Origin of the sequence: Tsukamurella ocularis (assembly GCF_024807615.1) — a bacterium.
GTDB classification, from domain to species: Bacteria; Actinomycetota; Actinomycetes; order Mycobacteriales; family Mycobacteriaceae; genus Tsukamurella; species Tsukamurella ocularis.
In genome coordinates this window covers 349,292-373,853 of the sequence record NZ_JANUCJ010000003.1, presented here as the reverse complement: position 1 = coordinate 373,853, position 24,562 = coordinate 349,292, and the positions used below count along the sequence as shown (strand labels likewise).

Annotated in this window: 22 protein-coding genes, 1 pseudogene and 1 riboswitch; of the genes and pseudogenes, 18 read left to right on the top strand and 5 right to left on the bottom strand. The window is 70.5% G+C overall.

Going from position 1 to position 24,562, the window contains the following annotated elements:
• Positions 1 to 62: 62 nt before the first annotated feature.
• A riboswitch (M-box (ykoK) riboswitch) is annotated at positions 63 to 231 on the bottom strand.
• Between the two features lie 59 nt (positions 232 to 290).
• From HNP44_RS13210 to HNP44_RS13175, 8 genes are all read left to right on the top strand, one after another.
• Positions 291 to 905 carry a TetR/AcrR family transcriptional regulator gene (locus HNP44_RS13210; protein WP_259140883.1) on the top strand — a complete coding sequence of 205 codons (615 nt, stop codon included), beginning with the start codon at positions 291 to 293 and terminating at the stop codon, positions 903 to 905.
• A 162-nt stretch (positions 906 to 1,067) separates the two neighbouring features.
• Positions 1,068 to 2,555, top strand: a complete 1,488-nt coding sequence (locus HNP44_RS13205) for a carboxyl transferase domain-containing protein (RefSeq protein ID WP_259141177.1) — start codon at positions 1,068 to 1,070, stop codon at positions 2,553 to 2,555.
• Entirely contained in the window at positions 2,555 to 4,531 is a 1,977-nt protein-coding gene (locus HNP44_RS13200; RefSeq protein WP_374758780.1) for an acetyl/propionyl/methylcrotonyl-CoA carboxylase subunit alpha, read from the top strand. The genes HNP44_RS13205 and HNP44_RS13200 overlap by 1 nt, the downstream gene beginning before the upstream one ends.
• Before the next feature lies 1 nt (position 4,532).
• Complete coding sequence (locus tag HNP44_RS13195) at positions 4,533 to 5,681, top strand: acyl-CoA dehydrogenase family protein (protein WP_259140880.1); 1,149 nt, start codon at positions 4,533 to 4,535, stop codon at positions 5,679 to 5,681.
• The gene (locus HNP44_RS13190; protein ID WP_224649506.1) at positions 5,678 to 6,181 is read left to right on the top strand and encodes a MaoC family dehydratase; all 504 of its coding nucleotides are present in this window, start codon (positions 5,678 to 5,680) and stop codon (positions 6,179 to 6,181) included. Before HNP44_RS13195 ends, HNP44_RS13190 begins: the two co-directional genes overlap by 4 nt.
• Positions 6,182 to 7,024, top strand: coding sequence for an HpcH/HpaI aldolase/citrate lyase family protein (locus tag HNP44_RS13185; protein WP_259140878.1), 843 nt, complete (start codon positions 6,182 to 6,184; stop codon positions 7,022 to 7,024).
• A gap of 21 nt (positions 7,025 to 7,045) precedes the next feature.
• A complete protein-coding gene (locus tag HNP44_RS13180) occupies positions 7,046 to 8,671 on the top strand; it encodes an AMP-binding protein (protein WP_259140877.1) in 1,626 nt (541 codons plus the stop codon).
• Positions 8,672 to 8,675: 4 nt separating this feature from the next.
• The gene (locus HNP44_RS13175; RefSeq protein WP_259140876.1) at positions 8,676 to 10,538 is read left to right on the top strand and encodes an acetoacetate--CoA ligase; all 1,863 of its coding nucleotides are present in this window, start codon (positions 8,676 to 8,678) and stop codon (positions 10,536 to 10,538) included.
• Positions 10,539 to 10,541: 3 nt separating this feature from the next.
• Here the strand turns inward: HNP44_RS13175 and HNP44_RS13170 are convergent, their stop codons facing one another.
• The 3 genes from HNP44_RS13170 to HNP44_RS13160 all read right to left on the bottom strand — a co-directional run bounded on the left by HNP44_RS13170 (position 10,542) and on the right by HNP44_RS13160 (position 12,987).
• A complete protein-coding gene (locus HNP44_RS13170) occupies positions 10,542 to 11,693 on the bottom strand; it encodes an endo-1,4-beta-xylanase (RefSeq protein ID WP_259140875.1) in 1,152 nt (383 codons plus the stop codon).
• Positions 11,694 to 11,766: 73 nt separating this feature from the next.
• Entirely contained in the window at positions 11,767 to 12,144 is a 378-nt protein-coding gene (locus HNP44_RS13165) for a DUF4189 domain-containing protein (protein ID WP_259140874.1), read from the bottom strand.
• A gap of 48 nt (positions 12,145 to 12,192) precedes the next feature.
• The gene (locus HNP44_RS13160; protein ID WP_259140872.1) at positions 12,193 to 12,987 is read right to left on the bottom strand and encodes an LppX_LprAFG lipoprotein; all 795 of its coding nucleotides are present in this window, start codon (positions 12,985 to 12,987) and stop codon (positions 12,193 to 12,195) included.
• 272 nt (positions 12,988 to 13,259) lie between these two features.
• Between HNP44_RS13160 and sucC the strand changes: the two genes are divergently transcribed.
• A complete protein-coding gene (sucC, locus tag HNP44_RS13155) occupies positions 13,260 to 14,423 on the top strand; it encodes an ADP-forming succinate--CoA ligase subunit beta (protein ID WP_259140871.1) in 1,164 nt (387 codons plus the stop codon).
• Between the two features lie 16 nt (positions 14,424 to 14,439).
• Entirely contained in the window at positions 14,440 to 15,342 is a 903-nt protein-coding gene (gene sucD, locus HNP44_RS13150; protein WP_259140870.1) for a succinate--CoA ligase subunit alpha, read from the top strand.
• Between the two features lie 84 nt (positions 15,343 to 15,426).
• Here sucD and HNP44_RS13145 read toward each other — a convergent pair whose 3' ends face one another.
• Positions 15,427 to 16,641: an MFS transporter gene (locus tag HNP44_RS13145; RefSeq protein ID WP_259140869.1), complete on the bottom strand. Its 1,215-nt coding sequence runs from the start codon at positions 16,639 to 16,641 to the stop codon at positions 15,427 to 15,429.
• A 76-nt stretch (positions 16,642 to 16,717) separates the two neighbouring features.
• On the opposite strand from HNP44_RS13145, the gene HNP44_RS13140 reads away from it, so the two are divergent.
• From HNP44_RS13140 to HNP44_RS20825, 6 genes and pseudogenes are all read left to right on the top strand, one after another.
• A complete protein-coding gene (locus tag HNP44_RS13140; RefSeq protein WP_259140868.1) occupies positions 16,718 to 17,584 on the top strand; it encodes a LysR family transcriptional regulator in 867 nt (288 codons plus the stop codon).
• An 89-nt stretch (positions 17,585 to 17,673) separates the two neighbouring features.
• Entirely contained in the window at positions 17,674 to 18,795 is a 1,122-nt protein-coding gene (locus tag HNP44_RS13135; protein ID WP_259140866.1) for a DUF5336 domain-containing protein, read from the top strand.
• Positions 18,796 to 18,853: 58 nt separating this feature from the next.
• A complete protein-coding gene (locus HNP44_RS13130; RefSeq protein ID WP_259140865.1) occupies positions 18,854 to 20,302 on the top strand; it encodes a cell division protein PerM in 1,449 nt (482 codons plus the stop codon).
• Positions 20,303 to 20,381: 79 nt separating this feature from the next.
• Positions 20,382 to 20,996 (top strand): phosphoribosylglycinamide formyltransferase, encoded by a 615-nt coding sequence (gene purN / locus HNP44_RS13125; protein ID WP_259140864.1) that lies wholly within the window; start codon positions 20,382 to 20,384, stop codon positions 20,994 to 20,996.
• Positions 20,993 to 22,540 (top strand): bifunctional phosphoribosylaminoimidazolecarboxamide formyltransferase/IMP cyclohydrolase, encoded by a 1,548-nt coding sequence (purH, locus tag HNP44_RS13120; RefSeq protein ID WP_259140863.1) that lies wholly within the window; start codon positions 20,993 to 20,995, stop codon positions 22,538 to 22,540. Before purN ends, purH begins: the two co-directional genes overlap by 4 nt.
• A 50-nt stretch (positions 22,541 to 22,590) precedes the next feature.
• Positions 22,591 to 22,671 (top strand): annotated as a pseudogene (locus tag HNP44_RS20825) (class II aldolase/adducin family protein); the annotation flags it as partial.
• Between the two features lie 78 nt (positions 22,672 to 22,749).
• On the opposite strand, the gene HNP44_RS13115 reads toward HNP44_RS20825, so the two are convergent.
• Positions 22,750 to 23,145 (bottom strand): ArsR/SmtB family transcription factor, encoded by a 396-nt coding sequence (locus tag HNP44_RS13115; RefSeq protein WP_259140861.1) that lies wholly within the window; start codon positions 23,143 to 23,145, stop codon positions 22,750 to 22,752.
• Positions 23,146 to 23,161: 16 nt separating this feature from the next.
• On the opposite strand from HNP44_RS13115, the gene HNP44_RS13110 reads away from it, so the two are divergent.
• Entirely contained in the window at positions 23,162 to 23,629 is a 468-nt protein-coding gene (locus HNP44_RS13110; RefSeq protein WP_259140860.1) for an SRPBCC domain-containing protein, read from the top strand.
• Positions 23,630 to 23,671: 42 nt separating this feature from the next.
• Positions 23,672 to 24,535, top strand: a complete 864-nt coding sequence (locus HNP44_RS13105; protein WP_259140859.1) for an SCO6745 family protein — start codon at positions 23,672 to 23,674, stop codon at positions 24,533 to 24,535.
• The last annotated feature ends 27 nt before the right edge of the window (positions 24,536 to 24,562 follow it).

Sequence of the window (24,562 nt, the reverse complement as noted above, 5' to 3'; positions counted from 1 at the left end):
TCGGGCATTGCATCACCTCCGTCGGTTCGACTGCCGCGCGCCGGGAGGGAGAGTGAAGAAAGTGCGCCCCTCCACGTCAGACCTTCAGCACTTCGCGGCGTGAACCCGTGAACGGGAGCCAATCGGGGAGCACCCTTAAGCCGGATGCGCCTGTCCTGACCCGGGGCGTCTCTCGACGTTCGGGGTCGCTGGCCTGTTTCCGCGAAGGAGCCTCAGCGAACGATTGGCGCCTTGCGGAACAAGCATGACACGGGGTCGTTAGCGGGGCAAGCCGAGTAGTGTGGCCCGCCATGGAGGTACCGACGACCCGCCGGTCCGGCGCGGGAGGGCCCGAGGCGGGGACCGCGCGCGAGCGCGCCAAGGCGGCCCGGCGCCGCGAACTGCTCGCCGCGGCCGCAGCGCTGATGGCCGAGCGCGGCTTCGCGGGCGTGCGCCTCGAGGACATCGGCGCGGCGGCGGGCGTCTCCGGGCCCGCCATGTACCGCCACTTCGCGGGCAAGCAGGACGTGCTCGCCGCCCTCCTCGTGGAGATCTCCGAGTACCTGTACGACGGTGGCCGCCGGGTCGTGGAGGAGCGTGCGGGCGACCCACGGCAGGCCCTGTACGACCTCGTCGACTTCCACGTCGACTTCGCGGCCTCCGAGCCGGATCTCATCCGCGTGCAGTACCGCGACATGTGGTCGTTGGCGCCGGAGTCGGCGCGCCGAGTGCGTCGGCTGCAGCGGCAGTACGTCGAGATCTGGACCGACGCCCTCACCGCGCTCGGCGGCGACCCGGTGGACAACCGCGCCGTCGTGCACGCCGTCTTCGGCCTGATCAACGCCGCCCCCAGCCTGCCGGCGCTGCCGCAGCCCCGGCTGCGCGCGCTGCTGCGCGACAAGGCCCTCGCCGCCCTGGGCGTCTAGCCCGACGAAGCCGCGCAATCCGCCGCGCGGAAGCTACCCCCGAGTAAGACTGGACATGGTGGCCGGGCTCACATATTCTCATTTTCAGTTAATGATGAATAACCCAAAGGAGTGGGCGTGACATTCCGCGAGGAACACGAGGCGAACGTCGCCGAGCTGCGGATGCGGCTCGACAGGGTGGCGCAGGGCGGCGGTGAGCGAGCGCGCGCCCGGCACGAGAGCCGCGGCAAGCTGCTGGTCCGCGAGCGGATCCGGCGGCTGCTGGACACGGGCAGCCCGTTCCTGGAGGTGGCGCCCCTGGCGGCCGAGGGCATGTACGAGGGCAAGGCCCCCTCGGCGGGTGCCGTCGCCGGTATCGGCACGGTCTCCGGCCGGCAGGTGATGATCGTCGCCAACGACGCGACGGTCTCGGGCGGCACGTATTACCCGGTCACCGTGAAGAAGCACCTGCGCGCTCAGGAGATCGCGGCGCAGAACCGGCTGCCCTGCGTGTACCTCGTGGACTCGGGCGGTGCCATGCTGCTCAACCAGGAGGAGGTCTTCCCCGATCGAGAGCACTTCGGCCGCATCTTCTACAACCAGGCGACGATGAGCGCCGCAGGCATCCCGCAGATCGCCGCCGTGCTCGGCAGTTCCACCGCGGGCGGCGCCTACGTGCCGGCCATGAGCGACGAGACGATCATCGTCCGCGACCAGGGCACCATCTTCCTCGCGGGCCCGCCGCTGGTGAAGGCGGCCACGGGCGAGGACGTGTCCGCCGAGGATCTCGGCGGCGGCTTCATGCACTCGACCAAGTCCGGCGTCACCGACCACCTGGTCGACTCCGACGACGAGGCGCTGGAGAAGGTCAGGCAGATCGTCGGTCGCCTCGGCCCGGTCGGCGAGCGGCAGTGGGACGTACGCCCGGCGCTGCCGGCCCGCCGCCCACAGACGGACCTGTACGACGTGGTGCCGACGGATCCGAAGATCGGCTACGACGTACGCAAGCTGATCGAGATCATCGTCGACGACGGCGAGTTCGACGAGTTCAAGGAGCTCTTCGGCACCACCATGGTGACCGCCTTCGCGCGGATCCACGGCCACCCGGTGGGCATCATCGGCAACAACGGCGTGATCTTCGCCGAGGCGGCCCAGAAGGGCGCGCACTTCATCGAGCTGTGTGACAAGCGCCGGATCCCGTTGTTGTTCCTGCAGAACATCACCGGGTTCATGGTCGGCCGCCAGTACGAGGAGGGCGGCATCGCCAAGCACGGCGCCAAGATGGTGACCGCCGTCGCCTGTGCCCGCGTCCCCAAGTTCACGGTGATCGTGGGCGGCTCCTTCGGTGCCGGCAACTACTCGATGTGCGGCCGCGCCTACTCGCCGCGCTTCCTGTGGATGTGGCCCAACGCGCGGATCTCCGTCATGGGTGGCCCGCAGGCCGCCGACACTCTCGGCTCCGTCCGCCGCGAGCAGGAGGGCATGGAGGAGTTCAAGCAGGGCGTGCGCGACCAGTTCGAGCGGCAGTCGCAGGCCTACTACTCCACGGCCCGGCTGTGGGACGACGGCGTGATCGACCCTGCCGACACCCGCACCGTCCTCGGCCTCGCGCTGGAGGCGGCATCCCGCACGCCGCTGGCCGAGGTCTCCTACGGCGTCTTCCGGATGTGATGAGAGATATGAGCAAGATCGAGAAGGTCCTGATCGCGAACCGTGGCGAGATCGCCTGCCGCGTCATCGACACCCTGCGCACCCTGGGCATCGCCAGCGTCGCGGTGTACTCCGACGCGGACGCCGACGCCCGGCACGTGAAGCTCGCCGACGAGGCCGTGCGCCTCGGCCCGGCGGCCGCCACCGACAGCTACCTGCGCATCGACAAGGTCGTCGAGGCCGCGCGTGCCACCGGCGCCGACGCGGTGCACCCGGGCTACGGCTTCCTCTCCGAGAACGCCGCCTTCGCGCGGGCGTTGTCGGAGGCCGGCATCGAATTCCTCGGCCCGCCCGTCGAATCCATCGAGACGATGGGCGACAAGATCACCGCGCGCGCAGCCGTGGTCGAGCGCGACGTGCCTGTGGTCCCCGGCATCAGCCGCCCGGGCCTCACGGACGCCGACCTCATCGGCGCGGCCGAGGGCATCGGCTTCCCCGTGCTCATCAAGCCCAGCGCGGGCGGCGGCGGTAAGGGCATGCACCGGGTCGAGAACCCGGCGGATCTGCCGGCCGCGGTGGCCGCCGCGCGCCGCGAGGCGGCCGCCGCCTTCGGCGACGACACGCTGTTCATGGAGCACTTCGTGGACACCCCGCGCCACATCGAGGTGCAGGTGCTGGCGGACAAGCACGGCAACGTGATCCACCTCGGCGAGCGCGAGTGCTCGCTGCAGCGCCGCCACCAGAAGGTCATCGAGGAGGCCCCGTCGGCGCTGCTCGACGAGGCCACGCGCACCGAGATCGGCCGCGCCGCCTGCGATGCCGCGCGCTCCGTCGGCTACACGGGTGTGGGCACCGTCGAGTTCATCGTCTCGGCCAAGCGGCCCGACGCCTTCTTCTTCATGGAGATGAACACCCGCCTGCAGGTCGAGCACCCGGTCACCGAGCTGGTGACCGGAGTCGACCTGGTGGAGCAGCAGATCCGGGTCGCGAACGGCGAGGAGCTGTCGCTCACGCAGGACGACATCGTGCTCACCGGGCACGCCGTGGAGGCCCGCGTCTACGCGGAGGATCCCGCGGCGGGCTTCCTGCCCACCGGCGGCACCGTGACCGCGCTGCGGTACCCGCGCAGCGACCGGCGCGGGCCCGTCCGCGTGGACACCGGGATCGAGGCCGGCAGCGTCGTCGGCAGCGACTACGACCCCATGCTCGCCAAGGTGATCGTGCACGCCGACGACCGCGAGCAGGCCCTGCGCCGGCTCGACGAGGCCCTCGCCGGCACCCAGCTCACCGGGCTGCGGACCAACGTCGACTTCTGCCGGTTCGTCCTCGCCGACGCCGACGTCGTCTCGGGCCGGCTCGACACCGAGCTGCTGGATCGCCTGGCGCCCACCTACACCCGCCCCGAGCCGACGGTGCGCGCCTACGCCGCCGCCGCGCTCACCGCGGTCGCCGCTTCCCGCGGCGCGGGCCCGTGGGGCTCCGAGACCGGCTGGCGCATCGGGGGCGCAACGCCCACCGTCGTCCGGTTCGACGGTGCCGACGCCTCGGTCCTGGGCGACGCGGTGACGGTGCGCAGCACCGGCGAGGAGCCGCGGCTGGACTGGTCCGGCACGGCCCGGATCGTCGGCGAGCGGCTCGTGGTGGACGGCTTCTCGACGCCGGTCACCGTGGCGCTGGATCGCGGAACCTACTGGGTCAGTGGCGAGGACGGCACGTACGAACTGCCGCTGGCGAAGTCCACGTCGAAGGATCGCGACGGTGTGCACGGCGGTGACGTCGTGAGCCCCATGCCGGGCGCCGTCGTCGCGGTGCCGGTCGAGGACGGCCAGACGGTGACCAAGGGCGAGACCTTGGTGATCATCGAGGCGATGAAGATGGAGCAGCCGCTGATCGCGCCGCACGACGGCGTGGTCGCGATCGCGGTGCGCGCAGGAGACAAGGTGACCGCGGCCCAGGTGCTCGCGACCGTCACGGCTACCGAAACGGAAGAGAACTGATATGGAACTGACCCAGGACTACGCCGACCTGAGGGACACGGTGCGCGACTTCGCGAACCAGGTGGTCGCGCCCGTCTCGGCCAAGCACGACGAGGAGCACTCCTTCCCGTACGAGGTCGTGAAGCAGATGGGCCAGATGGGCCTGTTCGGCCTGCCCTTCCCCGAGGAGTACGGCGGCATGGGCGGCGACTACTTCGCCCTCGCCCTCGCGCTGGAGGAGCTCGGCCGCGTCGACCAGTCGGTCGCCATGACAGTGGAGGCCGGCGTGGGTCTCGGCGCCATGCCGATCTACAAGTTCGGCACCGAGGAGCAGAAGCAGAAGTACCTGCCCTCCCTGGCCGCGGGTGAGAACCTGGCCGGCTTCGGACTCACCGAGCCCGGCTGCGGCTCGGACGCCTCCGGGACCCAGACCACGGCCAAGCGGGACGGCGATCAGTGGGTCATCAACGGCTCCAAGCAGTTCATCACCAACTCCGGCACTGATATCACCAGCCTGGTGACGGTGACCGCGGTGACCGGCACCAAGCCCGACGGTCGCAAGCAGATCTCCACCATCATCGTGCCCAGCGGCACATCCGGCTTCACCGTGGAGCCCGCGTACAACAAGGTGGGCTGGAACGCCTCCGACACGCACCCGCTGAGCTTCTCCGACGTGCGCGTGCCCACGGAGAACCTGCTGGGCGAGGAGGGGCGCGGCTACGCGAACTTCCTCTCCATCCTCGACGAGGGCCGCATCGCCATCGCCGCCGTCGCCACCGGTGCCGCGCAGGGCTGCGTCGACGAGTCGGTGAAGTATGCCAAGGAGCGCAACGCCTTCGGCAAGCCGATCGGCGAGTTCCAGTCGATCGCCTTCGCCATCGCCCGGATGGAGGCGCGGGCGCACACCTCGCGCGTCGCCTACTACGAGGCGGCCCGCCTCATGCTGGCGGGCAAGCCCTTCAAGAAGGAGGCCGCCATCGCCAAGATGATCTCCTCGGAGGCGGCGATGGACAACGCGCGCATGGCCACCCAGATCCACGGCGGCTACGGTTTCATGAACGAGTACCCCGTCGCCCGGCACTACCGCGACTCGAAGATCCTCGAGATCGGCGAGGGCACCACCGAGGTGCAGCTCATGCTGATCGCCCGCTCGCTGGGGCTGCAGGGATGAGCGAGCAGGAGCCCGTGCGGCGGGTCACCCAGCGCGGCCTGTGGTTCGACGAGTTCGAGGACGGCGTGCTCTACGAGCACCGGCCCGGCGTCACCGTCACCGAGGCCGACAACATGCTGTTCACCAAGCTGACCATGAACACCCAGGCGCTGCACCTGGACGCGCACTGGTCGGCGCAGCAGCCTGGCTTCGGCGGCCAGCGCCTGGTGAACTCGATGTACACGCTCTCCACCCTGGTGGGCCTGTCCGTCGCGCAGCTCACGCAGGGCACGCTCGTCGCGAACCTCGGCTTCTCCGAGATCGCCTTCCCCGCGCCGGTGTTCGCCGGCGACACCCTGTACGCGGAGACGCTGTGCACGGGCAAGCGGGAGTCGAAGTCGCGGCCGGGCGAGGGCATCGTCAATCTGCGGCACGTCGCGCGCAACCAGGACGGTGCCGTCGTCGCCGTGGCCGAGCGGTCCACTCTGGTGCGCCGGGCACCGTCGGGCGAGGGGGCGTAGATGTTCCACCACGATGACCTGAACGCGCCCGCCTGGCAGCCGCCCGGCCCCGCGATCCTGTTCTGCCCCGCCGATCGGCCCGAGCGGTACGCCAAGGCGGCCGAGCGCGCCGACGCGGTGATCCTCGACCTGGAGGACGCCGTCACCGCCGACGCGCGGCCCGCGGCCCGCGAGGCGTTGATCGCGGGCGATCTCGACCCGGCGACGACGATCGTGCGGGTGAACGCCTTCGGCACCTACGACTTCGCCGAAGACATCAAGGCGCTGCGCCGCACGGCCTATCGTGTGGTCATGCTCGCGAAGACCGAGTCGGCGCACCAGCTGGACAAGTTGGCGCAGGTCGACGGTCTGCAGGTGATCGCGCTCATCGAGACGCCCCTGGGCGCGGTGAACGTCAACGAGATCGCCGCCCATCCGCGGTGCGTCGGCCTCATGTGGGGCGCGGAGGATCTGGTGGCCGCGATGGGCGGGCGGTCCAGCCGTTTCGCCGACGCGACCTACCGCGACGTCCCCCGGCACGTCCGGTCGGCGACCCGCCTCGCGGCCGCCGCGCACGGCAAGTTCGCGCTCGACGCGGTGCACATCGACATCGCCGATACCGAGGGCCTCGCGGCGGAGGCCGAGGACGCCGTGGCGCTCGGCTTCGCCGCCACCGTCTGCATCCACCCCTCGCAGGCGGCCGTGATCCGCGCGGCCTACCGGCCCACGGACGACGAGATCGCCTGGGCCCGGGAGGTACTCGAGGCCGAGGCCGGCAACAACGGCGTCTACCAGGTGCGGGGTCAGATGATCGACGCGCCGCTGCTCGCCCAGGCTCGCGCGATCGTCGCCCGGGCCGACTGAAGAATCAGTAGGAGTGAAGAGATGACCACCCCGTCCTACGATCGCGGCGAGGCCGAGCCCGCTCTGCTCACGGCCACGATCGGTGCCCAGCTCGAGATGACCACCGACCGGTTCGGCGAGCGCACCGCCCTCGTCGACGTGCCCTCGGGCCGCCGGTGGACCTACGGCGAGTTGCTCGCCGATTCCCGCGCGTTCGCGGCGGGCTTGCTGCGGAACGGGATCCGTCGCGGTGATCGCGTGGGCGTGTGGGCGCCCAACACCCCGGAGTGGGTCGTCGTTCAGTTCGGTACGGCGCTGGCCGGCGTCATCCTGGTCAACCTCAACCCCGCCTACCGGCAGCGCGAGCTGGAGTACGCGCTGAACCAGTCCGGCATCGTCGCCGTGTTCACGATGACCCGCTTCAAGACCTCCGAGTACGCGGCGATGCTCGCCACCGCCCGGCCCGAGGCCCCCGAGGTCCGCGACGTGGTGGAATTCGGCACCCCGGCGTGGGACGCCTACCTCGCCGCGCCCACCGAGGACGAGCTCGACGCCCTCGCCGATCTCGGCGACGAGCTGCGCGCCGACGACCCGATCAACATCCAGTACACCTCGGGCACCACGGGATTCCCCAAGGGCGCCACGCTGACCCACGGCAACATCCTCAACAACGGCTTCCTCGTGGGCGAGCTGCTGAACTACACCGAGCAGGACTCGATCTGCATCCCCGTGCCCTTCTACCACTGCTTCGGCATGGTGATGGGCAACCTCGCGGCCATCACCCACGGCGCCGCCATGGTGATCCCCGGGCCCGCCTTCGTGCCGGAGGACGCGCTCGCCGCCGTCGCCGCCGAGAAGTGCACCAGCCTCTACGGCGTGCCCACCATGTTCATCGCGGAGCTCGCCCTCGGGACCTTCGACACCTACGACCTGTCGAGCCTGCGCACCGGCATCATGGCCGGCTCGCCGTGCCCGGAGGAGGTCATGCGCAAGGTGGTCGACCGGATGGGCATGACCGAGGTCTCTATCTGCTACGGGATGACGGAGACCTCGCCCGTGTCCACCCAGACCCGCGTCGATGACGCGCTCGAGCTGCGCGTCGGCACCGTCGGGCGGGTGGGGCCGCACCTGGAGATCCAGGTGGTGGACCCCATCGACGGCACCGTGCTGCCCCGCGGTGAGGTCGGGGAGCTGTGCACCCGTGGCTATTCGGTGATGAAGGGCTACTGGAACAACGCGGAGAAGACCGCCGAGGCCATCGACCCCGACGGCTGGATGCATACCGGTGACCTCGCGACCATGGACGTCAGCGGCTACGTGCGGGTCACCGGCCGGATCAAGGACATGGTGATCCGCGGCGGCGAGAACATCTACCCGCGCGAGATCGAGGAGTTCCTCTACACCCACCCGGACATCCTCGACGCGCAGGTGATCGGCGTGCCCGACGAGAAGTACGGCGAGGAGCTGATGGCCTGGATCCAGCTCCGCGAGGGCGTGGACTCCTTCACCGTCGACGACCTCAAGGCCTTCGCCGACGGGAAGATCGCGCGCCACAAGATCCCCCGCTACGTGCACGTGGTATCGGCTTTCCCTATGACGGTATCGGGAAAGATCCGCAAGGTGCAGATGCGGGAAGAGTCCGTGACGCTGCTCGGTCTGGAAGGCTGACGGGGTGCATTCGATCGATCGCTTCGCAGAGTCCGCCGGCGTCCCCACGGGGGACTACGACGCCGTGTACCAGTGGTCCGTGTCCGAGCCCGAGGCGTTCTGGGGTGCGATGTGGGACTTCTTCGAGCTGGGTGAGCGGACCGGACCGGTGCTGGCGGCGCGGGAGATGCCGGGCGCCCGCTGGTTCCCGGAGGTGGAGCTGAACTACGTCGATCGGGTGCTGCGGTTCGCGGATCAGCCGGGGAACGCGATCGTGGGCCTGTCGGACGACGGTGCGCGGGTCGAGGTCCCGTGGTCGGAGCTGCCGTCGCGGGTGTCCGCGATCGCCGAGCTGCTGCGCTCGCTCGGGGTGGGCGTGGGCGACACGGTCGCGGCGTACCTGCCGGACGAGCCCTTCGCGGTGCTGGCGTTCCTGGCGACGGCATCGATCGGCGCCGTCTGGTCCGGGTGCGGGCAGGATTACGCGCCGGAGGGCGCGGCGGGCCGGATGGCGCAGCTGGCGCCGAAGGTGCTCTTCGCCCGCGGCGGCTACGCCTTCGGTGACAAGCAGGTCGACAAGCGCGCCGACACCGCCGAACTTGCCGGGCTGCTCGGGGTTCCGGCGTCGCACGTCATCACGGAGCTGCCGGAGCCGGGGCCGGACACCCCGGAGCTCGAGCCGGTGCAAGTGTCCTTCGATCATCCGCTGTGGGTGCTGTTCTCGTCGGGCACGACGGGCAAGCCGAAGGGCATCGTGCAGGGCCACGGAGGCATCCTCGTCGAGCACGTGAAGGTGCTGGGGCTGCACAACGAGATCGGCCCCGGCGACGTCTTCTTCTGGCACACCGCGCTGTCGTGGATGATGTGGAACTACCAGGTCGCCGGGCTGCTGGTGGGCGCGACGATCGTGACCTTCTCCGGGCACCCGCTGGCGCCGACGGCGGACCGGCTGTGGCAGGTGTGCGAGGACGAGAAGGTCACCTTCTTCGGCACCAGCCCCGGCCAGCTGCAGGCCTCCCGCAAGGCCGACCTGAACCCGGGGACTGAGCACTCATTGGTGCTCAAGACGATCGGCAGTACCGGCTCGCCGCTGGCGCCGGACCTTTTCACCTGGGTCGACGAGCACGTCGCCGCTGGGCTGCCGGTGAGCTCCGTCTCGGGCGGCACCGACGTGTGCAGCGCGTTCTGCGGCGGCACCGCCTCGGTGCCGCACGTGCCGGGCGAACTCACGGTGCGCTACCTCGGCTGCGCGTTGGAGGCATGGGCGCCGGACCGGACGCCGTTGATCGGCGAGGTCGGCGAGATGGTGATCACGATGCCGATGCCGTCGATGCCGACCAACTTCTGGAACGACCCCGGAGGCAAGAAGTACCGCGCGGCCTATTTCGAGCACGAGTGGACCGACGGTATCGCGCCGAATCTGTGGCGGCACGGCGATTGGGTGGAGCTGACCGACCGCGGGTCGATCACCATTCACGGCCGCAGCGATGCGACCTTGAACCGCAACGGCATCCGGATGGGCTCGGCCGACATCTACGAGGTCGTGGAGGCCGTCCCGGAGGTCGCGGAGGCCATGGTCGTCGGCGTCGACGGGCCGGACGCGAAGTACTGGATGCCGATGTTCCTGACCCTCGTGCCGGGCAAGGAGCTGACGGACGAATTGGTGCAACGCATCCGCTCGGACGTCCGTACTCGGCTCTCGCCGCGGCACGTGCCCGACGAGGTGATACTCGCTCCCGGCATCCCGCACACCAAGACGGGGAAGAAGCTGGAGATCCCCGTGACCGGCATGCTTGCCGGCCGCGACGTCAACGTCGACCCCAAGTCCGTCGACGACCCGGACCTGCTCGGCTGGTACCAGGCGCAGGGCCGCGTCCACGCCTGGTGATCGCTAGCGGAGTACGGCGCGCAGCGCTTCCCAGGCGGGCTTGGTGCGGTAGTTGCGGTCGAGGAGGTTGGCGCTGCCGTAGCCGGAGAAGGTGTCCGGGTAGTCGGTGATCCACGAGCGGCGATCGGTGAAGCCCCACACCGTCATCCCGGTGCAGCGGCTCAGCTCCCGGCACAGTCCGGCCATCGTCGCGTACGCGCGCGCCTGCCGCTGCAGGTCGGCCTCGGCCGCGCGCCCCTTGTCGGTCGGTATCCGTACGTCCAGCTCGGTGAACCGGATGTCGAGGCCGAGGTCCGTGAAGCGGCGCAAGTTCTTCCGCATGTCCTCGGTGCTCGGCTGCTGATCCGCTCCGCCCAGCATGTGCGCCTGGAAGCCGACACCGTCGAGCAGCGGGCGCCGTACGGTCCGCCCGTCGACGTACACCTCCACGGTCTCGGCGCGCAATCTCTTCGCCAGCGCGAGGAGCGCGGTCGACTTGTCGCTCACCGTCTCCGCGCTGTGCTCGTTGAGGTACAGCTTCATCGACGGCGCGGCCAGCCGGGCGGCGCGGAAGGAGTCCACGATGTACTGATCGCCGGACGTAGTGCGCCACCAGGCGTTGCGCTGTAGCCCGCCGCGCTGGTCGAAGGGCTCGTTGACCACGGTGACCGCGCTCGCGCGGCCCGCGTACCGCTGAACGACCCGCGTGACGAGGTCGGTCATGAACCGGTGCCGCTGCTGGTCGGACAGGTTCCGCGCGTATTCGGGAACGATGCCCCAGACCTGCTGGTCGAGCGGATCCCAGATCAGGGAGTGGATCTGGAAGTCCTGCCCATGGCGCTGCGCGAGGTCCGCGACCGCGTCGGCCTCGCGGAAGTCGAACCGGCCGGCCTCCGGCGCGACGGTGTTCGTCATGGTGCCGATCTCCGTGGTCAGCGAGCCGAATTCACGCCCGGCGACTTCCTCGTAACAGGGATCGCCCGCGGCGAAGGTGGAGCGGTAGGCCGTGCCGATCGTCTTGCCCTGTGCCGCTATGACATCCCGGAGCGCCGGCGCGGGGAGGGGACAGGCGCCGTCGGACGACGGTGACGGTCCCGCGGGCTCCTGCGTGCTGCCGCAGCCCGTGACCGTGAGGGCGACGGAGAGCATGCCGAGGAACAGCGTTCTGGGCGTCACCTCCGCGAGGGTACCGACAACCGCAGGGGCGGCACCGTCGGTAACGATGCCGCCCCTGCGCTGCCGGACCGGGTCAGAGGTGACCGGAGGTGCACTGCCACGCTTTGATGCGCGAGCCCGGCAGGCTCAGCGCGCCGTTCTGGGCGACGCGGAGCGAGCGGGCGGCGTAGCCGCGGAACGTGGTGCGGTTCTCGGCGACCGCGCCGCAGCCGTCGGAGAAGGATGCCAGGACCCTGCAGCTGCCCCAGCCGCAGGAGTTGAGGGCGGCGCGCTCGGCGGCGCCGCGGGACGGGTAGTCCCAGGACCGGCCCAACGCTCCGTTGCTCGCGACAGCGATCGCGCCGAAGTTGACGGCGGCGTTGGCGGCCGGGGCCGCCGCGACCTGGACGCCGCCGGCGACGCTGGCGGTGGCGACCGCGGCGATCAGGGCCTTCTTGGTGATGGTCTTCATGACGGATCCTCTTCTTTGAGATGAAACGGCGGGGGAGTGGACGTCCCGTTAGCGCGGGGAGTCCTGGCTGTCGGTGGGCTTGGGGCCCGACGGGGCGGCTTCGACGGCGGGCTTGGTCACCGTGACCTTCTGGCCCCATTTCGAGAACGTGAGCGTGATGGTGCCCTCGGTGGAGGGCTTCACCTCGAGGCGGACGAGTTGCTTGTCGCCGGACGTCTGGATCCACGCGGTGGTGGGGACCGGGACGCTCTTCTCGGGATCGACCCGGGACCCGGAGATCGAGGCGATCTCCGTGGCGGGCACGGTGCCGGTGACCTTGGTCGTCTCCTGGCCGTCGATGCTCTCGGTGCCTGCGACCTTGGCGCCCGTCATCGTGGCGAGGACGTTGGGGATGCCCTTCGCCGGATCGAAGAGCGCCGAGACGTCGTAGATCGAGGCGCCGTCGCCGTAGTCCACGTAGTTCGCGCCGAGGAGCGAGGCGTACATGGTGCCGTCCGTGTAGACGAACGTGCCCTCGGACAGCCCGCCGATGTCGATCGTCGCGGTGCCGGTGGCCTGCGTGACGGGCTTGACCTGGAGGTCTCCGTCGACCTTGGAGATCGGCATGTTGGGCACCTTGCCGTCGACCTTGACGAGGAAGTGCACGCTGGTGACGGTCTTCGCCGCCTCGGCGGCGGCCTTGACGAGTGCGGGGGCGTCAGTGTCCGAGGCGCTCGCCGACGCGGCTGCCGTGTCGGTCGTGCCGGTGGTCGGACCGCCCTTGTCGGAGCAGCCGGTGAGCGCGACGCTCAGCGCGACGGCTGCCGAGGCCGCGATGAGGGCGGGGCGGGAAGTGCGCTTCATGGGTATGGTTCTCCTTCAGTAGGACTGAGGAGAGTTTCGACGCCGTGGCTTAACCGGCGCTTGCAACCGCCTGAAGAGGCTTTCGTGGGGGCTTTGCCTGGGTCGATCCAAAACTTACCGACGGGTAGGTTGCGAAAGCTGATAACCGCAGGTCAAGTGAGATAGCTCATTGAACAAGGGTCGCTGCCCGAGCGGATTCGCGGAGGCATAGAGTCGACCCCGGACCCGTGAAGAATGCGGGTGGACCGAGTAACCAGACAGATGGTGAGCTGATGGATCTCTTCGAATACCAAGCGAAGGAACTGTTCGTCAAGCACGGCGTACCGACCTCGCCGGGCCGCGTGACGGACAACGTCGCCGATGCACGCGCGATTGCCGAAGAAGTGGGCAAGCCCGTGATGGTCAAGGCGCAGGTCAAGGTGGGCGGCCGCGGCAAGGCCGGCGGTGTCAAGTACGCAGCCACCCCGGACGACGCCGAGCGCTACGCGAACGACATTCTCGGCCTGGACATCAAGGGTCACGTCGTCAAGAAGCTGCTGGTGGCCGAGGCGAGCGATATCGCCGAGGAGTACTACATCTCCTTCCTGCTCGACCGCGCCAACCGCACCTACCTGGCCATGTGCTCGGTCGAGGGCGGCGTGGAGATCGAGGTCACCGCCGAGGAGAACCCGGACGCGCTGGCGAAGATCGCCGTGGACGCGACCAAGGGTGTCGACCTGGCCGCCGCCCGTGCGATCGCCGAGGCCGGCAAGCTGCCCGCCGAGGTGCTCGACGCCGCAGCCGTGACCATCCAGAAGCTGTGGGAGGTCTTCGTCGCCGAGGACGCCACCCTGGTCGAGGTCAACCCGCTCGTCCGCACCCCGGACGACCAGATCCTCGCGTTGGACGGCAAGGTCTCGCTCGACGAGAACGCCGACTTCCGCCACCCCGATCACGAGGCCTTCGCCGACGCCGGGTCCACCGACCCGCTCGAGCTCAAGGCCAAGGAGAACGACCTCAACTACGTCAAGCTCGACGGTCAGGTCGGCGTCATTGGCAACGGTGCGGGCCTGGTCATGTCGACGCTCGACGTGGTCGCCTACGCCGGTGAGAACCACGGCGGCGTCAAGCCTGCCAACTTCCTCGACATCGGCGGCGGCGCCTCGGCCGAGGTCATGGCCGCCGGCCTCGACGTCATCCTCGGCGACGAGCAGGTCAAGAGCGTTTTCGTCAACGTCTTCGGCGGCATCACCGCGTGCGACGCAGTCGCCAACGGCATCGTCGGCGCCCTGAACACCCTGGGCGACACGGCCTCCAAGCCGCTCGTCGTTCGCCTCGACGGCAACAAGGTCGAGGAGGGCCGGGCGATCCTGGCCGCCGCGAACCACCCGTTGGTGACGCTCGCGCAGACCATGGACGAAGGCGCCGACAAGGCCGCCGAGCTGGCGAACAAGTAAGGGAGACAACAGAAAAATGGCAATCTTCCTGACCAAGGACAACAAGGTCATCGTCCAGGGCATCACCGGCGGCGAGGGCACCAAGCACACCGCGCTGATGCTCAAGGCCGGCACCAACGTCGTGGGCGGCGTGAACGCGCGCAAGGCGGGCACCACCGTCAAGCACGTCGACAAGGACGGCAACGACATCGAGCTGCCCGTCTTCGGTTCCGTGGCCGAGGCCATCGAGAAGACCGGCGCGGACACGTCGATCGCCTTCGTGCCGCCGGCGTTCTCCAAGGATGCGATCGTCGAGGCCATCGACGCCGAGATCCCGCTCCTGGTGGTCATCACCGAGGGCATCCCCGTGCAGGACTCGGCGTACGCCTGGGCCTACAACGTGGAGAAGGGGCAGAAGACCCGCATCATCGGCCCGAACTGCCCCGGCATCATCACCCCGGGCGAGGCCCTCGTCGGCATCACCCCGGCCAACATCACCGGCACCGGCCCCGTCGGCCTGGTGTCGAAGTCGGGCACGCTGACCTACCAGATGATGTACGAGCTGCGCGATTTCGGCTTCTCGACCGCCATCGGCATCGGCGGCGACCCGGTGATCGGCACCACCCACATCGACGCCATCGAGGCGTTCGAGAAGGATCCGAACACCAAGCTGATCGTCATGATCGGCGAGATCGGCGGCGACGCCGAGGAGCGCGCCGCGGCGTACATCCAGGCCAATGTCACCAAGCCCGTCGTGGGCTACGTGGCCGGCTTCACCGCTCCTGAGGGCAAGACCATGGGGCACGCCGGCGCCATCGTCTCCGGCTCCTCGGGCACGGCCGCCGCGAAGAAGGAGGCCCTCGAGGCCGCCGGCGTCAAGGTGGGCAAGACGCCCTCCGAGACAGCCGCTCTCGCCCGCGAGATCCTACAGTCGCTGTAACCCGCAGCGCATTCGGTCCACGACCCCGCCTCCCGTCAGGGAGGCGGGGTCGTCCCGTTTCTCCGGCCCGACGGTGCCCGGGGCCTAGGCCGACGGAGCGCGCTCGACGCCCCGGAACACCAGGTACAGCACCAGGGCCGCGGCGGCGAGGCCCGCGCCCAGCAGGCACGCGCCGGTCCAGCCGGCCAGCGGCCACAGTGCGGCGGTCGCCGCGGAACCCACTGTGCCGCCCAGGAAGAACGTGCCCATGAACACGGCATTGATGCGTCCGCGGGCCTCGGGGCGAAGCGAATAGATCACCGCCTGCGATGAGTTGAGTACCGCCTGCTGGCCGATGCCGAGCACCACGAGGCCCACGACCAGCGCAGGAAGCCCCACGGGTCCGTCCGCGAGCGGCATCGCCGACCATGCGGCCGGTTGCGCGATCAGTCCGCCCAGTGTGAGGAGCGGGCCGTACCCGCGGTCCACGATCCGGCCGATCGCGGGACCGGAGAGGGCGCCCACGGCGCCGAGCAGGCCGATGGTGCCGATGGCGGTCGGCGTCCAGCTGAAGCGCGGCCCCGCGAGGAGGAAGGTGACGGCGGCGCCCTGGACGACGAACGAGGCGAGCGTGAGGGCGGCGAGTACGGACCGCAGACGGAGCGCTGGGAACTCGCGGATCAGGGCGACCATCGACACCAGCAGGCCGCGGTAGCGCTTGGCTGTGAGTCCGGGGCGGCCGGGATCGTGGCGGGGCATCGTGCGCGCCAGACCGAGCGCGGCGAGGAGCAGTGCGCCCGCCAGCACGAAGTACGGCGTCCGCCAGCCGAAGGCGTCGGTGAGGACGCCCGAGAGGAAACGGCTCAGGAGTCCGCCGAGGATCACGCCGCTCATCACCACGCCGATGGCGTGCGCCTGGTCGCGTGGGCCCGCCAGTTCGGCCGCGTAGGGCACGATGACCTGCGCGCCGACGGCGGTGATCGCCGCGAGTGCGGACGCCGCGAGGAGCACGGAGCCGGTCGGAGCGGCACCCGCGACGACGAGTGCGGCGGCGGTGAGTGCCAGCAGCGTGAGGGCCAGCGGGCGGCGGCGTACCACGTCGGACACCGGGACCACGAAGATCAGTCCGGCGGCGTAGCCGGCCTGTGCGACCGTGACGAGGAGGCCGGCTGCGGTGTCCGACATCCCGAAGTGATCTCGCAGGAGATCAAGGATCGGGTACGCGACGTAGAGGCTCGCCGCCGACAGTCCGGTGGCGACCGCCATGAGGCGGAGCAGTCCGCTGCCGGCCGTCGTGACGCGCGGTGACGTGGTGGTCATGCCATTACTGTCGTCGCCCATTCATCATGAGTCCAACGTATGATTTCGATGGAATGATCTGTCTGAGAGATGGTTGATGGAGCTGCAGCAGCTGCGGTACGTGATCGCGGTGTCCGAGACGCTGAACTTCACGCGTGCCGCCGAGCGCTGCCACGTCGTGCAGTCCGCGCTCAGCCACCGCGTCGCGGCGCTGGAGAAGGAGCTCGGCGCCCGCCTGTTCGACCGCACCAACCGGTCCGTCCGGCTCACCGCCGCGGGGGAAGCCTTCCTCCCCCAGGCGCGAGCGGCGCTCGCCGCCACCGAACGCGCGGCCGACGAGGTGGCCGCGACGTTCGGCGGGGTCCGCGGCACCGTCACCGTCGGGATGATCCCCACCTTTACCGCCTTCGACGTGGTCGACGTCCTGCGCGCCTACCGCTCCGCCTACCCCGACGCCACCGTCCGGCTGCGCAGCGGGGCGAGTGAGGTCCTCATCGAGGGCGTGCGCACCGGCACCGTCGACCTGGCCCTGCTCGGCGTCCCGGAGGGGTTCTCCACCGCGGGCGTCGTCGCGCGGCGGCTCGCCGTCGACCACCTCGTCCTCGTCGTCCCCGAGGCCGCGCGGGTCGCCGGTCCGCTCACCCTCGCCGCCAGCGTCGGCCGCCCGTACGCCGACTACCCCGCGGGCGGCGCCGGGCGCGCCGAATCCGACCAGGCCTTCGAGCGTGCGGGCGTGCGGCGCACCGTCGCCTTCGAGGTGGACCGGTCCGAGACCATGCTGGAGCTCATCGCGGCGGGCCTGTGCGTCGGGATGGCCGCGCGGGAGACGGTGCCCGACGGTGCCGGGCTCGCCGTCGTGCCGCTCGTCGACGGGCCCACCCGCTCCCAGCTGCTGGTCCACTCGAAGCTGCTGAGCCCCGCGGCCAGGGCCCTCTTGACTGTCGTGGATCATCACACTCAATGAGTTGAATCCCGTTGACGTCGGAGTCCGTGTATAGGGTGGTGACGTACTGGCTCCGTGGTGAGCCTCGTCGACCTTCGGGGAGAAGAATCATGACCTACTCAGGTGGAGGGTACGGGCAGCAGCCGGGCCAGGGGGGCTACGGGCAGCAGCCGGATTACTCGCAGCAGGGCTACGGCCAGCAGGGCTACGGCCAGCCGGCCCAGCCCGCGCAGCAGGGCGGCGGCTACGGTCAGCCGGCGCAGCAGGGCGGCTATGGTCAGCAGCCCGCGCAGCAGGGCTACGGCCAGCAACCGGACTACTCGCAGCAGGGGTACGGCCAGCAGGGCTTCGGACAGGGCTACCCGCAGCAGCAGGGCTACGGTCAGCAGCAGTACGGCGGCTTCTCGCAGGCCCCGGCCGCGCCGTCGAAGCCGCTCGACCTGGCGCTCGTGCTGTCGATCGCCACCGCCGCGCTCGGTGTCATCACCTTCCTCCTCGGTTTCCTGACGTTCAGCGAGTCGTCGATCACCATCCTCGGTCGCACCGAGACTGCTTCGACGAACGCGTTCACGGGCCCGCCGCTCGCGGCGCTGACCCTTGCGCTCGCCGCGGGCATCGCCGCAGGGCTGAGCCTGGTCTCGAAGGGCAACACGGGGCGCACCCCGGCCGCCGCGCTCGCGGTCGCCGGCTTCATCTCGCTGCTCTTCGGTGTGTTCACGTGGAACAATCTCGCCTACGGCTACTGGATCGCCGTGGTCTTCTCGCTGTTCACCGCGGCCGCCGCCGTCGTGCTGGTGCTCATCGACGCGGGCATCGTGAAGAACCCGGCCGCCGTGGCCGCCGCCGCGGAGGTCGCCACCGCTGACGCCGCCGCGTCCGCCACCGCCGCGCCGGCCGCCGCCGAGGCGCCGTCGAACCCGGCGGCCGCCGCTCCGGTGCAGCAGGAGCAGCAGGCCGCCCAGTCGCAGTGGCCGTCCTACGGCGGCTACCAGGCGCCGGCCTCGTCGGGCTACCAGGCTCCGGCCTCCACCCCGTCGACCCCCGCGGCCCCGGCCACCACGGGTTTCCCGTCGAGCGCGCCGTCGAACCCGGGCGCCTCGGTGTCGGGCGACGAGGTGACCACGGCCTTCGGCCAGGCCTCCACGGCCAGCACGCAGGCCTTCGGTAGCCCGTCCACCCCGCAGTACGGCTCGCACTCGTCCGACGACGAGAACAAGCCGCAGGGGCAGTAGTCCCCGCCAGCGGCGCGCCTGAGACAACATCGGCCACTGCGATGTCACAGTGGTGAAGATGATCGACTCAGCGCGCGCCGCCGGGCCGGGCCAGAGCGAGACCCGGCCGCTGTTCGTGATGGCCTTCGGGCCATCGCTCGTGACCCTCGCGTCCACCCTGCTGGTGGGTGTGGTGGTCCTGCTCACCACGTCGACGGGGCTCGGGGCGATCGCCCCCACCGTCGCCGGACTGTGGCTGGCCGTGCACCAGGTGCCGGTCACCGTCAGCGACATCACCCTCGGCGTGCTACCGCTGATCCCCACTGCCGCGCTGGTCGTGGGCGTCGCCCGGGCCGCGCGCCGCGCCGGCGGCGAGGGGCGCCCGCTCGCTGATCTGCGCTCGGTGCTCCTGTGCGCCATCGCCGGTCCCGCCCTCTTCACCGCCATCGCGCTGGCCGTCGTCAACGACGCCGCCGGGCGGTTCACCATCGGCACGCCGCCGCCGCTCACCGCCTTCGTCGCGACCGTCGCGGTCCACCTCGGCGCCGCCCTGATCGGCCTCGCGCCCGCGTACTGGCGCGACGTGGCCCGCTTCCTCCGGATCCCCTCCTGGGTCGACGACTGCGCCCGCCTGGCCGGCCGCGCTCTACTCACCTTCGGCGCGGTGGGCCTGGCTATCGTCGTCGTGCGCCTCGTGATCCGCTGGGAGACCGTCTTCGAGCTCGTTCGCTCCGGCAACGACGGGATCGGCATGGTCTCGCTGGTGCTGCTCTCGCTGCTGTACCTGCCCAACGCGGTGATCGCCGCCGCCGCCCTGCCTCTCGGCGCGACCGTGGACCTGGGCCCGATCTCGATGAGCGTCTTCTCCGCCGTCCCGGGCCGCGCGCCCGGCGTGCCGATCCTCGCGGTGCTGCCCCAGGGCCCGTCGCCCTGGTACCTCCTGCCGCTGCTCGCCGTGCCGGCCTTCGTGGCGGTCCAGGTGGGCCGACGGTGCGCCGCCCGCTCCCTCGACCTCGGGCCGACGGTGACCGCCGTCGCCGCCACCGCCGGGCTCACCGCGACCGGTTTCGCCGCCGCGGCCTTCCTCGCCGGCGGCGAGCTCGGCGGCTTCGGCTACGCGGGCGCCGACCTGCTCCAGGTCTTCGGCTTCACCCTCGGCTGGATCGGCCTCGTCGGCGTGCTCGCCGCGCTGGTGCTGCAGCAGGCCGGCGAGTCCCGCGCCGTGCGCGCCGCGCGCCGGGCCGAGGAGGCGGCACCGTCGGGCTACACCACCTACGCCGACGAGGCCGACGTGATCGACGACGGTGTGACCGTGGAGATCGAGCCCGCCGAGCGCGGCGACCACGACGACGAGCAGCGCGAACCCGACGACGAGGCGGCCGACACCGGCGACTTCGACGCCCTCGCTGAGCAGCCCACCGAGGAGGTGCGGCCGGTGTCCCGGCAGGCCGTCGGGCCTGCCGCCTCGAAGCGCGAGCGCGACATAGCAGACATCGAGGAGCTCGACAGCTACACCTTCGGGCAGTAGCCCGACGGGGCGGCGCTAGGCTGTTGCCGAATCGTCCCTCTGCGAGGAGTGCATCCTGACCACGCCCAGCCCCACGGTCGTGCCGCCGTGCGCGCCCGCCCGGATCGTCGTGCTGGCGTCCGGCACCGGCTCGCTGCTCGAGGCTCTACTCGCGGCGGCGGCGGAACCCGGTTACCCCGGGGCATTAGTCGGTGTCGTGGCGGACCGCACCTGCCGCGCGCTCGAGGTCGCCGCGGCCGCCGGCGTCGACTCCGCCGAAGTCCCCCTGAAGGCCTACGAGAATCGGGCGGCGTGGGACGAGGCGCTCACCGCCGCCGTCGCCGAGCTGGAGCCGCATCTCGTGGTCGCGGCCGGCTTCATGAAAATCCTCGGCCCCGCCTTCCTCGCCGCGTTCGGTGGCCGCGTCATCAACGCGCACCCCGCGCTGCTGCCCGCCTTCCCGGGCGCCCACGCAGTTCCCGCCGCCCTCGAGTACGGAGTCAAGCTCACCGGCTCCACCGTGCATCTCGTGGACGCGGGGCTGGACACCGGGCCGATCCTCGCGCAGGAGGCGGTCGCGGTGCAGCCGGGGGACACCGAGGAGACCCTGCACGAACGGATCAAGGTCGTTGAGCGCCGGCTTCTGACAGAGGTCGTCGCCGCAGTCGCCCGCCAGGGCTACAGCACGGATGGACGAAAGGTCACCATTCCATGAGCAGCAACATCCCGATCAAGCGCGCGCTCATCAGCGTGTACGACAAGTCGGGCCTGGTGGAGCTGGCCACCGGCCTGGCCCAGGCGGGCGTCGAGATCGTCTCGACCGGCTCGACCGCGCGCACCATCGCCGACGCCGGCGTCGCCGTGACCCGCGTCGAGGACGTCACCGGCTTCCCCGAGTGTCTGGACGGCCGCGTCAAGACCCTGCACCCGAAGATCCACGCCGGCATCCTCGCCGACACCCGCCTGCCCGAGCACCTCGAGCAGCTGCGCGAGCTGGACGTGAAGAAGTTCGAGCTGGTCGTGGTGAACCTCTACCCGTTCACCGACACCGTCGCCTCCGGGGCCTCCGAGGACGAGTGCATCGAGCAGATCGACATCGGCGGTCCGTCGATGGTGCGCGCCGCCGCCAAGAACCACCCGTCGGTGACCGTGGTGGTCTCGCCCGACGACTACAGCGATGTGATCGACAGCGCCCGCCGGGGCTTCTCGCTGGAACAGCGCAAGTCCTTCGCAGCGAAGGCCTTCCGGCACACCGCCGACTACGATGTGGCTGTCGCCTCCTACATGACCTCGGTCGTCGCGCCCGAGCCCGACCAGAGCTTCCCGTCGTGGATGGGCGGCACCTGGACCCGCGAGGCCGTGCTCCGCTACGGCGAGAACCCGCACCAGGGCGCGGCGCTATACGTGGGCGGCGCGAAGTCCGGGCTGGCGCAGGCTCAGCAGCTGCACGGCAAGGAGATGAGCTACAACAACTACACCGACGGTGACGCCGCCTGGCGCGCCGCGTACGACTTCAACGAGCCGGCCGTCGCGATCATCAAGCACGCCAACCCGTGCGGCATCGCGATCGGCAAGGACGTCGCTCAGGCGCACCGCAAGGCGCACGCCTGCGACCCCGTCTCCGCCTACGGCGGCGTCATCGCCGCCAACCGCGAGGTCAGCCTGGAGATGGCCGAGCAGGTCTCGGAGATCTTCACCGAGGTCATCATCGCGCCCGCGTACGCCGACGGTGCGCTCGCGGTGCTGCAGCGCAAGAAGAACATCCGCGTGCTGCTCGCCGAGCCGCCGGTGCTGAGCACGGAGATCAAGCAGATCACCGGCGGCCTGCTGGTACAGCAGTCCGACGCCATCGACGCCGCGGGTGATTCGCCGGAGGAGTGGACGCTGGCCGCGGGCGAGCCCGCCGACGAGGCCACCCTCGCCGACCTCGAATTCGCCTGGCGCGCCTGCCGTGCCGTGAAGTCGAACGCGATCCTGCTGGCCTCACGCGGCGCGTCCGTGGGCGTGGGTATGGGGCAGGTCAACCGCGTCGACTCGGCGCAACTCGCCGTGACCCGCGCAGGCGACCGCGTGCTGGGCTCGGTCGCCGCGTCCGATGCCTTCTTCCCGTTTCCCGACGGCCCGCAGATCCTCATCGACGCGGGCGTGAAGGCCATCGTGCAGCCCGGCGGCTCCATCCGCGACAAGGAGGTCGTGCAGGCGGCCGTCGAGGCGGGCGTGACGATGTACTTCACCGGGACGCGGCACTTCTTCCACTGATCCGCGCGTAGCGAACGCCTCCGGGGTGAATCATTGCCCTCGGGGGCGTTCGCCGTTTCCGCGACCTCGCCGTGGCCTTCCGCGTCTTCGGCCGGCTGGGCTTCTCGGAGGGCGTCGCCGGGCACATCACCGCAGACCGTCGCCTCCTCGCCGGACGTCGTCACGCGGGGCCTTCCTCCCGGTGCCGGCGTCCGGCCGCCGGGCGGGGCTCAGTCGTGGGTGAGGTCGTCGAGGAGGGAAACGGCGGCACGGGCGTACTCGCCGATCCAGCGGTCGTGAATGCGCTTGATGGGGACGGGTGCCAACGTGAGGTGGCGCTCGCGGCCGACCTTCCGGCCGATCACCAGTTCCGCGCGCTCGAGGACGCGCAGGTGCTGCAGAACGGTGGTGCGGTCCAGGTCGGGGAACTGCGCGCACAGGTCGCCCGTGGTGCGGGGCGACTCCTTGAGCACGTCGAGCATGCGGCGGCGCGTCCCGTTGGCGAGCGCCTTGAAGACCAGGTCGTCGGCATCGTCGTCGGGCGCCGCACCCCCCGCCACCGCCGCCGCACCCCCCGCCGCCGCGGCGGGCTCCTCGACTCCGCTCTTGCGATCACCGTCAGACATGTTGTAGTTTTATCACATGTCTGAACTCGAAGAACTCTCCTTCACCGTCTCCGGCTACGTGGCGCGCCCCACCGCGCAGGTCTACGAGGCCGTCGCCGACCCCGAGCAGCTGTCCAAATACTTCACCACCGGCGGGGCCCGCGGCCGACTCGAGCCGAACACCGAGGTCACCTGGGACTTCGCGGACTTCCCTGGCGCGTTCCCCGTGCAGGTGCTCGAGGCGACGCCGTACTCGAAGATCGTGATCCGCTGGGACGCCGAGAACGCGGTCGCCGGCGACGGCCACACCACCACGACCTTCGAATTCGCGCCGATCGACGACGACAGCCGCACACTCGTCACCATCACCGAGTCGGCGTGGACCGCCACCGCGGACGGCGCCAAGGGCGCCTTCGGCAACTGCATGGGCTGGACCGGCATGCTCGCCGCCATGAAGGTCTGGGTCGAGCACGGCATCAACCTGCGCGAGGGCTTCTACAAGTAGCCCACCGTCGACATCCGTCGCCCGCCCTGACAGGGTGAGGGCATGTCGGACAACGCCGTCGCCCTCGCCCGGACCGCCTACGAGACGGTCGAACCCTTCCACGTGGTCGCCTACTTCAACCCGGGTATCCGGGACGCGGTGCGCGACCTGGGGATCGACCAGCACGCCTTCTACGTGGGCGCGCGGGCCGCACCGATCGGCGAGGCGCACGCCGCCGTCGTCGCAGCGGCCTTCTACAACTTCGCACCGTCGCTGATCGAGGCCGCATGGCCGGTCGCCGTCGACGCCGGCCTGGCCGAGATCGACGAGCGCCGCTACGTGATGCTCGCGGAGCAGTACCGCACCATCCTCGCCGGGATCGATCCCGCCGAGGTGCGGGCCCTCGCCGAGGGATTCGGCACCGTCGTCGCCGATCTGCCCCTGGCCGGCCGGACCCTCGCGGCGGCCTGGGCGTCGTCGACGGTGCCCGACGACCCGGCCCTCGCGCTCTGGCGCCACCTCTCGGTGCTCCGCGAGTGGCGCGGCGACAACCACCTCGCCGAGCTGATCCGGCATGGACTGACGGGCCTGGAGGCCGGCGTCCTGCACGAGGCCGACCTGTCCGACCCGGACGTGCGCCGCCGCGTCATGGGCCGCCGGTTCTTCCGCATCACCCGCGGCTACAGCGAGCAGGAGTGGGGCGACGCGGTTGCGCGCCTCACTGAGCGCGGCCTGGTCGAGGGCGACGCCGAGGAGCACAGGCTCACCGCCGAGGGCATGGGCGTCTACCTGGACATCGAGGCCGGCACCGATGCGATCACCGCCGCGGCCTTCGGGCCCGGCACCGAGGAACTGATCACCCGCATCCGGCCCCTGACCAAGGCCGTGATCGACGCGGGCGTCCTCCCCGGTACGACGAAGAAGTAGCCGCCGATCCCGCGGCGTCGCCCTCGG